Annotated in this window: 15 protein-coding genes and 1 pseudogene; 9 read left to right on the plus strand and 7 right to left on the minus strand. The window is 63.4% G+C overall.

Translation table 11 applies throughout. The features are described from left to right. The first annotated feature begins 170 nt into the window (after nt 1-170). From ACX5I4_RS12280 to ACX5I4_RS12300, 5 genes are all read left to right on the plus strand, one after another. Nucleotides 171-560: a hypothetical protein gene (locus ACX5I4_RS12280; protein ID WP_461836909.1), complete on the plus strand. Its 390-nt coding sequence runs from the start codon at nt 171-173 to the stop codon at nt 558-560. Nucleotides 561-579: 19 nt separating this feature from the next. Next, nucleotides 580-1,002, plus strand: coding sequence for a VOC family protein (locus tag ACX5I4_RS12285; protein ID WP_461836910.1), 423 nt, complete (start codon nt 580-582; stop codon nt 1,000-1,002). Between the two features lie 134 nt (nt 1,003-1,136). Then, a complete protein-coding gene (locus ACX5I4_RS12290) occupies nt 1,137-1,394 on the plus strand; it encodes a mycoredoxin (protein ID WP_059389319.1) in 258 nt (85 codons plus the stop codon). 241 nt (nt 1,395-1,635) lie between these two features. After that, nucleotides 1,636-2,721, plus strand: a complete 1,086-nt coding sequence (locus ACX5I4_RS12295) for an S-(hydroxymethyl)mycothiol dehydrogenase (protein WP_461836911.1) — start codon at nt 1,636-1,638, stop codon at nt 2,719-2,721. Continuing rightward, entirely contained in the window at nt 2,718-3,392 is a 675-nt protein-coding gene (locus ACX5I4_RS12300; RefSeq protein ID WP_461836912.1) for an MBL fold metallo-hydrolase, read from the plus strand. The genes ACX5I4_RS12295 and ACX5I4_RS12300 overlap by 4 nt, the downstream gene beginning before the upstream one ends. 20 nt (nt 3,393-3,412) lie before the next feature. On the opposite strand, the gene ACX5I4_RS12305 is transcribed toward ACX5I4_RS12300, so the two are convergent. The 5 genes from ACX5I4_RS12305 to ACX5I4_RS12325 form a co-directional block, all read right to left on the minus strand. Continuing rightward, nucleotides 3,413-5,731 (minus strand): FdhF/YdeP family oxidoreductase, encoded by a 2,319-nt coding sequence (locus tag ACX5I4_RS12305; RefSeq protein WP_461836913.1) that lies wholly within the window; start codon nt 5,729-5,731, stop codon nt 3,413-3,415. A 103-nt stretch (nt 5,732-5,834) separates the two neighbouring features. Further along, entirely contained in the window at nt 5,835-6,611 is a 777-nt protein-coding gene (locus ACX5I4_RS12310) for a lipoate--protein ligase family protein (protein ID WP_461836914.1), read from the minus strand. Further along, on the minus strand, nt 6,611-7,414 hold the full coding sequence (locus ACX5I4_RS12315) for a thioesterase family protein (RefSeq protein ID WP_461836915.1): 804 nt from the start codon (nt 7,412-7,414) through the stop codon (nt 6,611-6,613). The genes ACX5I4_RS12310 and ACX5I4_RS12315 overlap by 1 nt, the downstream gene beginning before the upstream one ends. Before the next feature lie 31 nt (nt 7,415-7,445). After that, nucleotides 7,446-7,934, minus strand: coding sequence for a DedA family protein (locus tag ACX5I4_RS12320; protein ID WP_461836916.1), 489 nt, complete (start codon nt 7,932-7,934; stop codon nt 7,446-7,448). A 73-nt stretch (nt 7,935-8,007) separates the two neighbouring features. Then, entirely contained in the window at nt 8,008-8,202 is a 195-nt protein-coding gene (locus ACX5I4_RS12325) for a DUF1918 domain-containing protein (protein ID WP_461836917.1), read from the minus strand. Between the two features lie 188 nt (nt 8,203-8,390). Between ACX5I4_RS12325 and ACX5I4_RS12330 the strand changes: the two genes are divergently transcribed. The 3 genes and pseudogenes from ACX5I4_RS12330 to ACX5I4_RS12340 all read left to right on the plus strand — a co-directional run bounded on the left by ACX5I4_RS12330 (nt 8,391) and on the right by ACX5I4_RS12340 (nt 11,111). Then, complete coding sequence (locus ACX5I4_RS12330) at nt 8,391-9,542, plus strand: PDDEXK nuclease domain-containing protein (protein ID WP_461836918.1); 1,152 nt, start codon at nt 8,391-8,393, stop codon at nt 9,540-9,542. Between the two features lie 96 nt (nt 9,543-9,638). Then, nucleotides 9,639-10,148 (plus strand): annotated as a pseudogene (locus ACX5I4_RS12335) (polysaccharide deacetylase family protein); the annotation flags it as partial. A 240-nt stretch (nt 10,149-10,388) separates the two neighbouring features. After that, on the plus strand, nt 10,389-11,111 hold the full coding sequence (locus tag ACX5I4_RS12340) for an S-layer homology domain-containing protein (RefSeq protein WP_461838711.1): 723 nt from the start codon (nt 10,389-10,391) through the stop codon (nt 11,109-11,111). On the opposite strand, the gene ACX5I4_RS12345 is transcribed toward ACX5I4_RS12340, so the two are convergent. After that, on the minus strand, nt 11,108-11,782 hold the full coding sequence (locus tag ACX5I4_RS12345; protein WP_461836919.1) for a DNA alkylation repair protein: 675 nt from the start codon (nt 11,780-11,782) through the stop codon (nt 11,108-11,110). The genes ACX5I4_RS12340 and ACX5I4_RS12345 overlap by 4 nt on opposite strands. 28 nt (nt 11,783-11,810) lie before the next feature. Beyond that, nucleotides 11,811-12,800 (minus strand): dienelactone hydrolase family protein, encoded by a 990-nt coding sequence (locus ACX5I4_RS12350; RefSeq protein ID WP_461836920.1) that lies wholly within the window; start codon nt 12,798-12,800, stop codon nt 11,811-11,813. 115 nt (nt 12,801-12,915) lie between these two features. Here ACX5I4_RS12350 and ACX5I4_RS12355 point away from each other — a divergent pair, with 115 nt between their 5' ends. Continuing rightward, nucleotides 12,916-13,806 carry a ribonuclease Z gene (locus ACX5I4_RS12355; RefSeq protein WP_461836921.1) on the plus strand — a complete coding sequence of 297 codons (891 nt, stop codon included), beginning with the start codon at nt 12,916-12,918 and terminating at the stop codon, nt 13,804-13,806. The last annotated feature ends 138 nt before the right edge of the window (nt 13,807-13,944 follow it).

Consider the following 13,944-nt stretch of genomic DNA (forward strand, 5'->3'; position numbering starts at 1 on the left):
AGCAAGCCGTTCCGTCGGAGGCACACGCCCGGGCCCCTGTATCGGCAAGTCTCCCGGCTGGTCAGGGCCGATTTTGGCAACATGCCCGATCAGATCCGCACGGTGCAACGGCTCCGACAAAACCCGATTCAGGGGTGGACGGCGGGAGGCGCACAGAGCAGGATTGAGCCATGAGCATCCATGAGGCACTTCTGAAGCAGGCCAGCATTACCGCCACGGAAGCCACGCTCGTGGCGAAGTTCGAGATCGAGGGCAACATCCCCGGTTCCGGCGCCTATGTTGTGGGCCTGGTCGCGGCGACTCCGGACTATTCCTCCCAACGAAGACTGGGCATCGAGTTCATGAACGGGGAGGCGATCGCTTTCTTCTCCTTTAACCACGACCAAAGCGCCGAAGAGAACTACGACCTCAAGGGCGTTGAGCATTCCGGGAATACCATCACGGGCCATTTCCCCCTCTCTGCGATCAATGGCCTCGGCAAGGGACACGTCATGACCGCCTTCAGTGAAGCTGACGGGCGCGAGTTCCAGTCCGGCGTCGCCGTCGAAGAATCGCTCTAGGACCGATACCTACGGTCCTATGGAACCGCGCGTCGATTTCATCTCTTTGGGCGTGCGCGACGTCGATGCGTCGCGCCGTTTCTATGTCGACGGCCTTGGCTGGCCGGTCCACGCCGAGTTTCCCGGAGACGTCCTCTTTCTCCAAGTCAACCACGGGCTGATGTTGTCCCTCTGGAACGTAGAACAGATGCAGGGCGAGGCTGCCGTCGATCCGCCGTCGGGCGTCCCATGCATCACGCTGAGCCACAACGTCTCCAGCCCCGAGGATGTGGACCGGACCATGTCCGAAGCGCGAGCCGCGGGCGCCGTCGTCGTCGCTCCCCCGAAGGCCCAACCCTGGGGAGGCTATACGGGGTACTTCGCGGACCCTGACGGGTTCCGCTGGGAAGTTGCCTACAACCCGACGTGGACGGTCGACGACGGCGGCAAGGTCACTGTCTGAGCCGGCGCCCCGGTACCTCGGGTCCGCCCGCCTCCCTCCCTGGCGTGTCATGTGACACATGCGCGCGGAGGAATAGTGCCCGCCGGGTTACCGTTGACGCGAGTAGTTCATAACAAAAACGACAGGAGAAATCCGTGGACTTCACCCCCGAATCCGGCACCATCACTATGTTCTCGACCACTTGGTGCGGCTACTGCAACCGCCTCAAGAAGCAGCTGGACGCCAAGGGCATCGGCTACAACGAGATCAACATCGAAGAGGTTGAGGGCACTGCCGAACTCGTGGAGAAGCTGAACGGCGGTAACCAGACGGTTCCCACGGTCCTCTTTCCAGATGGAACCGCGGCCACCAACCCCTCGGCAGCCGAGGTCGAGGCCAGGCTCGCCGCCTGAGTTGCCACGTCTTCGCGCGAACTGGCACTAGATACCCTAAGAAACGACGGGGACGGTCATCTGCTGCCAGTTCGCGGAGAGCTCACCCTCCGCCTTTCCGAGTTCGCGGCGTAGCGCAGTGCGCAACATGCCGCGCAAAGCGCAACAACCCTAGCCACCGAACCTGACCCTGTGATAGACAGTTTGAGATCAGACCCGGACACGACGTCCGCGGTCCACGAACCTCACAGGGGAGTTTTCCATGGTCCACGCAGTCAAAGGGGCAATTGTCCGCTCGAAGGGCGCGCCCGTAACCCTCGAAACAATCCTCGTCCCGGACCCGGGCCCGGGTGAAGCGTTGGTGGACATCCTGACCAGCGGTGTGTGCCACACAGACCTGCATTACAAGTTGGGCGGCATCAGTGACGATTTCCCCTTCCTCCTCGGCCATGAGGCAACCGGTGTTGTGAGCGCCGTGGGTCCGGACGTCACGGACATCGCTCCCGGCGACCGCGTGATCCTGAACTGGCGCGCAGTCTGCGGCAATTGCCGTGCCTGCAACCGCGGCCAGGCCCAGTACTGCTTCAACACGCACAACGCCACCCAGAAAATGACGCTCGAGGACGGCACCGTCCTCTCCCCGGCGCTCGGCATCGGCGCCTTTGCCGAAAAGACGCTCGTCGCCGCCGGGCAATGTACAAAAGTCGACCCCGACGCCGATGCTGCCGCCGTCGGGCTGCTCGGCTGCGGAGTGATGGCCGGGCTGGGCGCTGCGATCAACACCGGAGGCGTCAAGCGCGGCGATTCGGTGGCCGTTATCGGCTGTGGCGGCGTGGGCGTGGCCGCGATCGCAGGGGCCGCCCTGGCAGGCGCCACCACCATCATCGCCGTGGACATCGATGCCAAGAAGCTCGACCGTGCACGCGAGCTCGGCGCCACGCACGTGGTGGACTCCTCGCAGGGAGATCCCGTTGAACAGATCCGCGAACTCACCGGCGGTTTTGGGGCGGACGTGGTGATCGACGCCGTCGGCCGCCCCGAGACGTATAAGCAAGCTTTCTATGCCCGCGACCTCGCCGGCACCGTGGTGCTGGTGGGTGTCCCGACGCCGGAAATGACGCTGGAACTCCCGCTGCTGGACGTCTTCGGCCGGGGCGGTTCCCTGAAGTCCTCGTGGTACGGCGACTGCTTGCCTTCCCGCGATTTCCCCATGCTCGTCAGCCTCTACCGTCAGGGCAAGCTCGATCTCGATGCCTTCGTCACGGAACGGATCGGCATCGCCGATATCGAGGACGCTTTCGCCAAGATGCATTCAGGATCCGTCCTTCGATCGGTGGTTGAACTGTGACGAATGAATCGCTGACCAACGAAACCACGACTGTCCGCGTTGAGCGCGTCGTCACGTCCGGCACCTTCTCGCTGGACGGCGGCACGTGGGATGTGGACAACAATGTGTGGATCGTCGGAGACGACGCCGAGTGCATCGTGATCGATCCCGCGCACAAGCCGGCCGCCATCACAGAGGCAATCGGTGATCGCACGGTCAAAGCCATCCTCCTCACACATGGCCACGACGACCACATCCGTTCCGCGGGAGCCTTCCGGGACATCGTCCGAGCGCCCATCCACTTGCACCGGGACGACTGGATGCTATGGGAGGCGGTTTACCCTCATGCCAATCCCGACGCCGACATCGCCGACGGCGAGATCTTTGAGGTCGCGGGGACCCGCCTAAGGGCCATCCACACACCGGGTCACTCCCCCGGTTCCGTGTCCTTCCATCTGGAGAGCGAAGGGACCGATCGTCCGGGAACACTGTTCAGCGGCGACACGCTGTTCCAGGGCGGCCCCGGAGCCACCGGGCGCTCCTACAGCGATTTCCCCACGATCATCGACTCCATCCGCTCCCGGATCCTGACGTTGCCGGAAGATACCCTGGTCTTGACCGGCCACGGTGACTCCACCACCGTTGGAGCTGAGGCACCCCAGCTTGAGGAATGGATTGCCCGGGGACACTAGGCGCTCCCTTTTGGGGAACGCTAGTGGACACTGGCGCTGAAGTCCGGTGGTGCGGCTGGTTCCAGGCGCACCACCACAGACTTGGATGCTGGCGTGTTGCTGCCTTCCGCGGTTGAATCCAGCGGGACCAGGACATTCGCCTCCGGGTAGTAGGCCGTCACGCATCCGCGGGCTGTGGGGTATGCGATCAACCGCAACTGGCGCAGGACCCTGTCCACGCCGTCGTCGGCTTCGCTGTGCACGTCCACATAGCCGCCGTCGGCAAGGCCCAGATCGGCCAGGTCGTCGCTGTGCGCAAAAAGCACCAGGCGGCCCTTCTTCACGCCCCGGTAACGGTCGTTCATGCTGTACGTGGTCGTATTGAATTGGTCGTGGGATCGGACGGTCTGGAGCAGCAGGCGCCCCGGCGGTACTTGGATGGTCTCAAGGTCATTGACGGTGAACATCGCTTTCCCGGAGGCGGTGGGGAACTTTCGCTCGTCCCTCGGACCATGCGGCAGGACGAATCCGTCGCGGCTCCGGGCTTTCTGGTTGAAGTTCTCGAAGCCCGGCACCACATGGGAAATGTGCTCCCGAACGGAATCGTAGTTTCCTTCAAAGCCTGACCAATCAACGGGAACTCTGTCGCCGAGTACCTCGCGGGCCATGCGGCACACGATCGCCACTTCGGACAGAACCTTGTCGGAGATCGGCTCCAGCCTGCCTGCCGAACGGTGAACGGCGCAGACTGTGTCTTCCACCGTGACAAACTGCTCGCCGCTGGCCTGGCGGTCTATTTCCGTGCGGCCCATCGTCGGCAGGATCATCGCCTGTTCCCCCACCACGGCATGGGAACGGTTGAGCTTCGTGGAAATCTGGACGGACAACCGGGTCTTGCGGACGGCTGCCTCAGCCGCGGTGGTGTCCGACATTGCATGCACGAGGTTTCCGCCGAGTGCGACCAGCACCTTGATCCGCCCGTCCCGCATGCCTCTGATGCTGTCGACGGAATCAGCGCCGGGCAGCCGCGGTGGGTCGAATCCGAATTCCCGCTGGAGGGCATCAAGGAACGGTTCGGGCATCTTCTCCCAAATGCCCATGGTGCGGTCGCCTTGGACGTTGCTGTGGCCACGGATCGGTGACGGGCCTGCGCCCGGTTTGCCGATGTTTCCCCGGAGCAAGAGGAGATTGACGATCTCCTTGATGGTTGCCACGGCCTTCTTGTGCTGCGTCAAGCCCATGGCCCAGGTAACGATAACCTTTTCGGCACGCAGGTAGCGGGACGCGAGCTCGTCGATTTCCGCGGTCTTCAGGCCCGTTGCGGCGAGGACGTCCTGTTCGTCCAGGTTTTCGATATGGACTTGGAACTCTCCGAGGCCTTGGCAGTGCTCCTCGATGAACGCATGGTCCAGTACTGCCCCCGGGGCCGCCGATTCTGCTTCCAGGACGCGCTTGGACACAGCCTGCAGCAACGCCATGTCCCCGGCGAGGCGGATCTGCAGGAACTGGTCCGCCAGATCCGTTCCTTTGCCTGCCAGGCCGCGGGGACGTTGCGGGTTCTTGAAGTTGATCAGCCCGGCCTCTGGAAGCGGGTTCACGGCGACAATGCTGGCCCCTGCGAGCTTTGCCTCTTCCAAGGCCGTGAGCATCCTGGGATGGCACGTCCCGGGGTTCTGGCCCATGATGATGATCAAATCCGCCTTGGCGAAGTCGGTATAGGTGACGGCGGACTTGCCCACGCCAAGGGTCTCTCCAAGGGCCACCCCGGTGGACTCGTGGCACATGTTGGAGCAATCGGGCAGGTTGTTGGTCCCGAAGGCACGCACGAAGAGCTGGTAGACAAACGCGGCTTCGTTGCTGGTCCGTCCGCTCGTGTAGAACGTGGCTTCGTCCGGCGAATCCAGGGTATTCAGTTCTCGGGCCACAATCCGGAACGCGTTGTCCCAGCTGATGGGACGGTAGTGGCTCGCACCGGCGGGTTTGTAGACAGGTTCCACCAGCCGGCCCTGTTGTCCCAGCCAGTATTCCGAGCGCTGGGCGAGGGATTCGACGTCGTTCTCGTCCCAGAAAGTGGACGGAACTTTGAGCGGATCCGCCTCCCACCCGACTGCCTTCGCACCGTTTTCGCAGAACTCGGCCAGTTTCCGCTCCGGAGGATCCGGCCAGGCGCAGCTCATGCAGTCGAAGCCGTCTTTCTGGTTCAAGGCGCGCAGGGACTTCCACATGCGGGACGGACCCATTTGGCTCAACGAATGCGGTAACGATTCAACCAGGCTGGGCAAGCCCGCGGCCGATCGTTTGGGCGGGCCGACTGCGAGGTCCGCGTCGGAATCGTGGACAACGGGCGGCTTCTTGTCCATTGCTCTACCTCGCTTCAGGAGGGCGGCACATCCCGGGTCCGGGCGGAAGGCACCGCCCGGACCACGTGGTTGTGGCCTCAAGCGTAGTCCTGGCCGTATCCGTCTACAACGGCGTACTGGTGCTCGTCACGGGGAGCAGGCTCTGGAAATCGCCGTCGATGAGTTCGGCGTATTCTGCGTAAGCCGCGACGACGGCGTCTTCCACCGTGGGTACGTCCAGCTGCGGCAAGAGGTCGTTCGCGGCGCCGGCTGTGGCCGGGTCCCATTCCAAGCCGAGGGCTTCATAGCTGGCCGTCAGGACCTCGCGGATGGGAGCCGAGTTCTCGACGACGATCACCGAGCTGAACAGCCATCCCCCGGAGACCACCCTCTGGGCAGTGCCGATCAGCTTGATCTGGTGTGCTGGAAAATCCGGGTCCAAGCCGTGGACGCTGAACTCACCCGGGCAGTACTCTCCGGGAATCTCCCCGACGGCGGCTCGCACGCCTACGCGACGGAGTGCACCCGCGAGAAGCTCGCCAAAGAATGAAAAACGGGCCTTGGCTCCGGCGATGGCGTCGGCGTGCGGCTCGACGTGGTCGATCACCAAGGTGCCCCGATGATAGGCCGCAGCCCTGCCCCCGGCTTTGCGGATCAGTGGTTCGAACCCCAGGTCCCGGCAGGCCTCGGATGCGGCTTGGAATCCCGGCAGCTTGGCATCGCGTTGCCCGAACGCAACCGTAGGACGGGGTCGGTACAACCGCAGCGTTGGCGGCAGCAGTCCCCTGCGGGCCCGGTTCAGGAGCTCAATCCCGAAATCCAGGTCATCAGCGACGCCGAGCGATTCTTCCTGTCGCACCACCGTCAGTGTGCGCTGCGCTCCGCTGGGCTCCTCAGCCATCAGCCCTTCCTCAGCGTGAGGATCTGCTCTGCGCGGCCGAAGGGGCCGCTGATGTCGTGAAGCACCGTGGACGTCAGGCCGATGCCGTCGTTGCCAAAGGAGACCATGTTGTCCAAGCCGAGCCATTCGCCCGCGGGTTCACGGTACATGTGGATTTGCAGGTCAAGGTTGGGGAAGATGTAGCTGTTCTTGCCGGGTGAAACGCGGGCGGCGATGCCGTTGGCAGTGTCCACGAGTCCAACAAGCCGCGCGAGGTCGCGGCTGTCGGCAGCATCAGTCAACGGATGCTCTGTGCGGATCCAGACTTTGCCCGAGCCTGCCCGGTGTCCTTCGGCAATCCGCAATTCCAAGGACCGGATGTATCCGCCGGGCCATACGTTCGAACCGTCCCAGGGCTTGCATTCGTCCGGGGCCGGCATCGCCAGGTCTTCTATCGCGGCCACGGCGCTCGTGTCGCTGGTCGCCATCCGCCAGGCGGTGGCCCGGATAGCCACACGGCCTGCCGCCGAGAGTTCCGCCTGGATCAGTTCAATCGTCCTGCCCGGGCGGAGCGTGCTGGTGGTGATGTCGAACTCGCCGCCCGGGATCAGTCCCAGGATTTCGTAGCTGAGGCGCGCCATGCGGACGTCGTCACGCGGCTCATGGCGGAGCAAAGCATCTGCCAGGATTCCCGAGGCCGGCGCCATGTGCTGCTCATGCGGATTCCACGCGCCCTGGGCATGAATGGTGGAGCGAAACCGCCCGTCGCCGAGCGATTCGTAATAGAAGTCGCCTTCCGCGAGGTCCGGAAGTTCAATACTCAACGCCTGCCCTTTCGCCGTCCGGTAGTGGAACTCAGACCACTGTATCTTCTGGCGCCACGGCCGCCCGACGTCGACGCCAGATGACCATGCAGACACCAAGCCCGGCAAGGGCGAGGACCAAGAGAACCGCCGCCAAAGGGGAAGCTGCCACGACGGCAAGCCAAGCATCTATCGCGGCCAGCCCAATGGTCGCGTAGACGAAGGCCCAGATCGCAGAACCGGCCATTGCCGCAGGGAGATACCGACGGAGCGGCATTCTCGCGGCCCCGGCGGCCAGGTTGACGGCAGTCTGGAGTCCGATCGTCAGGAAAGTCAGTACGACGGCGTAGGGCCCGAAGCGCTGTATCAAAACCTGTGCTTTGGCTGCTTTGGGGCGATGCAAGGCCCCAGCGAAACGCGTGCGTTCCACTCCCGCCGCGGCGCCGCGCCCGACCCAATAGGTGGCGTTGACCCGGACCATCACCACGGCGAAAAGCGAGCCCAGCGCCACTTCAAAGGGCAGCTCAAGGATCTGGTCCACGCGTTGCCCTCCCCCGGTCTTCTCAGCAGGTAAGTCTTACCTTATCCCACCTGCGAAGACGGCCGATCCGGGGTCAGGTCGCCCTTCTTGTGTGGTCGACGGTGAAGTCGCCACCCGGATACAGGATGGTCTCGTGTCCGTCGTCAAAACGCACGAAGTACGGCGGCGCACCATTGGCACCGCGGACTTCGATGATCTCGCCATGCCGGTCGGACGCCCCGACGGTTCTGCCATGAATGATGATCCGATCTCCCTGGGCTGCTTCCACAGGAACCACCTCCCAGGATCAGATTACGAGTGTTGGGCTGCCGTGGGAACAGCTTGCAGGTGGCCCATCCAACTGGCCGAGCGGTGGCACGCCGCAGCTCCTAAATTGTCAGCCCCCTCCCATACGTTCGACGAAATGGTCGCCGGACCGCGTCGCCGTACATAGTCGCCTAAATTGAGGGATCGCCAGTGCAAAGTCAAGAACTAAAACCGGAACAGACCGCGACGGCGGCAGCAGAGGCGTCGTTCACGGCTCCCCCGGCGCGCACCTCCATGCCGGACTGGTACCCCGAGCTGCTCGCCAAGGTCTCCAAGGAAGTCAGCGCAGGACGTTCACGGGCCATTTCCGCAGCGAATAGGGCGCTGCTCGCGTCCTACTGGTCCATCGGCCTGCAGCTGGCACAGCGGGAATCCGAGCAAGGCTGGGGCTCGAAAGTCGTCATCCGCCTATCAGCGGACATACAAACCCGGTTCCCTGGTTCCAAGGGATTCTCCCCAAGGAACCTCCGCTATATGAAGGCTTTCGCGCAAGCTTGGCCGGAGTTCCCAATGTTGCAAGCGCCGCTTGCAACATTGCCCTGGTACCACCAGATCGCACTGCTTGAGAAGCTCGACGACGCCGCGACCCGCCTCTGGTACGCAGCGGCCGCCGTCGAACACGGCTGGTCCCGCAACGTTCTTGCCCATCAGATCGAAACCCGTCTCCATGAGCGCTCCGGGCAAGCGATTACCAACTTCAAAACCACCATGATGCCGGCGGACTCGGACCTTGCCCAACAAGCCACCAGGGACCCCTATGTTTTCGACTTCGTCGCCATGACTGACCGCCGCAATGAGCGGGAACTGGAGCTTCAACTCGTCCAGCATGTGGAGAAGTTCCTCCTGGAACTGGGTCAAGGCTTCGCATTTGTCGGCGAGCAGGTCCGATTGGAGATCAACGGCGATGAGTTCTTCGCCGATCTCCTCTTCTATCATTTGAAGCTCCGCTGCTATGTTGTGATCGAGCTCAAGGCGGTGAAGTTCGAGCCCGGATTTGTCGGCCAGCTGGGCATGTACATGTCAGCTGTGGACGATCTTCTGGCGCATCCGGATGACAAGCCAACCATCGGTCTCCTGCTCTGCAAGGAGAAGAACAACGTGGTGGCCGAGTACGCGCTGCGGGGAATCAACCTGCCCATCGGTGTCTCGGAATGGCAGAGCAAAATCATCGAATCGCTGCCGGAGGAACTCGCGTCAAGCCTGCCAAGCATCGAGCTCCTTGAGGCAGAACTGGCCGACGAACCGGCAAACGTCGCAGCCACGGGACGTACCCCTGCCACGGAACCTGAATGCAAGCTGTGAATTCGGCCCTTGCCCGTCTTTTGTGTTCAACCTGCGGGATTCAGGGCGTACCCTACATTCATACGCGCCTGGGGGCCCTCGTCTCTTGGAGGAGCCATGCGCTGGTTACAACGGCATTTCAAGAAGCAGGGCCGGCCGACTGGCGGGTCCCGCCGCGTACACAACCCAGGCAAGAACAAGCAGTTGACGTCCATCTTGGGCGTCCTGTTGCTCACCGTGGGGGCCCTCGGCGGAATCGCCGTTCCCGCGCGTGCCGCAGCCCTGACTGTCGTAAGCCTGACCTTCGATGACGGCAACGACAATCAACTCGCTGCCGAACAGGTACTCAAGGCCCACGGGCTGGTGGGAACCTTCTTCATCACCACCAGCTGGATAGGCACCCCCAGCTACCTGACCCAGGCAAATCTCCAAACCATAGCTGGCGACGGCAATGAGATCGGTGGCCATACCGTTACCCACCCGGATCTGACCACCCTCGCACCTGCGGCCGCCAGCGCGGAAATCTGCAATGGCAAGTCGACGCTGGAAAGCTGGGGATTCCAGGTGAACAACTTCGCCTATCCGTTTGCCGCGGAAAACGCGGCCGTCCAGACTGAGGTCAAGAACTGCGGGTTTGCGAGCGGACGGGGCCTGGGCGACATCCGTTCACCCGCCAGCTGCCCAAGCTGCCCGTTCGCCGAGACGCTCCCTCCGGCTAACCCACTGGTCACCAAGGCTCCGGACGAAGTAGACAGCACCTGGACCCTGCAGAACCTGGAGGATCTGGTCACCAATGCCGAAAGCACCGGCGGATGGCTTGAGCTGACCTTCCACCACATCGCGGTCGGAACGGATCCCACGCTGACCATCAGCCCGACGCTCTTTGACACTTTCATCACGTGGCTGGCTGCGCGGACCGCAAACGGAACGACTTCGGTCAAGACAGTGGCCCAGGCGCTGGGGCAATCGACGCCGCCACCGCCGCCACCACCGCCACCGGCGTCGAGTCCGTTCATTGACGTCCCTACCAATTACCCGTTCTTCACCGAGATCAATTGGCTGGCTTCCCAGGGCATCTCCACCGGCTGGGACGAAGGAAACGGAACCAAGACGTACCGCCCGCAGCAGGCCGTGAACCGGGACGCCATGGCCGCCTTCATGTACCGCCTCGCCGGCAGTCCCGCCTTCACGCCCCCGGCCGTTTCGCCCTTCAGCGACATGACGCCTCAAACTGCGTTCTACAAAGAGATCTCATGGCTGGCGTCCCAAGGGATCTCCACCGGCTGGGACGAAGGAAACGGGACCAAGACGTACCGCCCGTTGCAGGCCGTGAACCGCGATGCCATGGCTGCCTTCATGTACCGCTTCGCACACAGTCCTGCCTTCACACCTCCGGCCGTTTCCCCCTTCACCGATGTTTCCCCACAAGGTCCGTTCTACAAGGAAATCACCTGGCTCTCCTCCACGGGAATCTCCACGGGGTGGACGGAAACCAACGGCACCAGGACATATCGGCCGGTCACAGCGGTCAACCGGGACGCGATGGCGGCCTTCATGTACCGCTACAACACCAGCTTCCCGAGGAGCTAATGACGGAATAATTCGTGTTCAGGCGACGAGGGGAATTGCAGCTCAGGCCGTCTCTTGGCAACCTCATTCAGCACGGCGTAAACCGCTTCTCTGACCACCTCCGCCTCTCTGCCCATTTCCCGAGCGGCGTCCAGCCCCGCCGTGGCGTGGCGTACAAACGCCTCCCAGTCGCCTCCCCCGGCACGGAGCGCCCTCAGCGGTGACATCAGGGCGGCGCGGCACAGCCACTCGTCACGCTCCAGCACCCACCGATCCATAACGCTTTCAGCCCGCGTCTTGGCCTGCCCTTCCAGTCCGGTAATCAACGGCCCGATCACATCAACCGCTAGCGGGTCGACCAGTTCGCGGAGCCTTCCTTCACGGACAAAGCCCTCAAGGCGCGTTAGATCGGTATTCGTCAGCAGATGGACGTTGGACTGCAGCAGGACGACTGCCGCGAACCGACGCTCGAAAACAGGAGCCTCCCACAATTCCGAGCTCAACGCAGTGACCTCGTCATGCTTGAGTTGCGGGTAGCGGCGGAGGGTGTCGCGGACCGTTCCACGGATAGCCCCGATCGAGGACCCGTAATGGCGGAGCCCGTTTCCCAGTCGCGCCTGTGCGTCCCCTGCACGGATCCAAGAGCTCTCACGGCGTAGTGCCTCATCGATGAACTCGGCGGCGTCACTCATGCGAACATTCTTTCGCAATAGTGTCTGGTCAGACGTACTCACCGAACCACGAAAGCGTGTCCTGCCAGGCGGCAGTGGCCTGCGCTTTGTTGTAGCGCTCGCTCGTGTCGTTGTGGAAGGCGTGGTCGACGCCGGGATAGACAGTGAGCTTGTGGCGGACGTCGGTGGCTGCGAGCGCATCCCGAAGTGCGGGCATTGCGCCGGTGATGCGCTGGTCGAGTTCTGCATAGACGCCATAGACGGCCGGTTTGATGGATGGAACCTTGTCCAGTTCGGGCGCTGGGCCATAGAAGGCCGCTGTGGCTTTCAGTCGGGGTATTTCGGTCGCCGCCTGCCAGGTGATGCCGCCGCCAAAGCAGTAGCCGGTCATCGCGATCCGCTCGTCGTCCACGAAATCCAGTGACCGGAGGTAATCGAAACCGGCGGAGAAGTCGGAAACATGGCGCTCAGCTCCTGCCCGTGCCAGCGCTCCCGGGACGGCATCAGGGTCTACGCTTCGCGTGCCTCCCTCCCGGCTCAAGAGATCCGGTGCCAAGGCGACGTATCCGGCCTTGGCAAAACGACGCGCCACGTCCTGGATATGCGGGGTAAGTCCGCGGTTCTCATGGCAGACGAGCACCGCCGGTCCCGCGTCAGCCCCCGCGGGCCTGGCAAGGTAGGCGCCGATCTCGGTTCCGCCGGAGGGGAACCTGACGGTGGCCGTCACAAGGCCGGACGTGCCCTCAGGTACGGACAGCGGACTCTTCGCCCCCGGTACCGGCCCTGCGCTCGCTGCGCCTAAGGCCGCGCCCCCTGGCGGCTGGGCCGAGGAAGCCGCGGGGCTTGGCATGGGGTCGGTGCTGCGCGGGACTTCATCCGGCGCACAGCCGAGCTGCAGCATCGCTGACGAAGCCCCGGCCATGCTCCCGGTAATGAATGCCACCCGACGAATAAACGCACTGTGGGACATTTCTCCGGCACGGTAGTCGTCAAAGAATTCCTCGACCAGGTACTTCTCGAATTTGCCAAGCTGGGTCACGAAAGGCCTCCTGGGTTTGCCGCATATCTTCCTCCCAAGGCCGTCACCGGGCAAGGGCACTACGGGGCGCCCAAGATGATGGGTGTAGCCGCCAAGTAGTGAGACACTCGGTTCCATGCGTGAATTCGTGGTTCTCGGCACCGCCTCCCAGGTCCCCACCAGGACCCGCAACCACAACGGATACGTGCTCCATTGGGATGGCGAGGGCCTGCTCTTCGATCCCGGAGAAGGCACCCAGCGGCAGATGATCCAAGCCAGTGTCTCGGCCAGCCAGATCACGCGTATCTGTATTACCCATGTCCACGGCGACCACTGTTTCGGGCTGCCGGGCGTGCTTTCGCGCATGGCTCTGGACCGAGTGGAGCATCCAATCCACTTGCACTATCCCGCGTCCGGCGAGGACATGATCCGAGCCCTCGTGGCTGTTGCGTCTCCCGGGATCGACCTTCGGCTTCATCCGCATGCGAGCGCCGGTCCTGTCGCCGCAGGAGTAGAGGTGCGCCCGCTGCTCCATCGAATCGAGACATACGGCTATAGGGTTGTCGAACCCGAGGGCCGCAGCCTCCTGCCGGAGCGGCTTGCGGCGGCCGGGATAACCGGACCGGATGTCAGCGTCCTCCAGAGGGACGGGAGTCTGGGCGGCGTGCGCTTGGAAGACGTGAGCGTGCCGAGGCCCGGACAGAGCTTTGCCTTCGTGATGGACACGGCGCCGTGCGCCGGTGCTGAGGAACTCGCCGAGGGGGTGGACCTTCTCGTGGCTGAGTCCACTTTCAGCGACGACGACGGCGACCTCGCAGCGCAGTACCGCCACCTCACCGCTGGGCAGGCGGGGGCCTTGGCTGCCACCGCCGAAGCGGGCATGCTCATCCTTACCCACTTCTCGTCACGTTACACAGACGTCAGCCTGCTCGAGGAGCAGGCCCGCGCGCGGTCCGGCAGGGCCGCCGTCGTGGCCGCGAACGACCTGGACCGGATCCCGTTCCCGAAGCGGCAACGGTGGTTGTAGACGCCCCGAGCTCCGACGCACGCCGACTCACGACGGCGCCGTAAGTACATGGCAATTTTGTGATGCTTTCGGGCCGGTTCCCGGATAATCTGTCCGTGGGGAAAGCCACACCGGCACACCCAGGCGCCCGCGGATGTG

The sequence above is a fragment of the Arthrobacter sp. MMS24-S77 genome, from assembly GCF_054888235.1.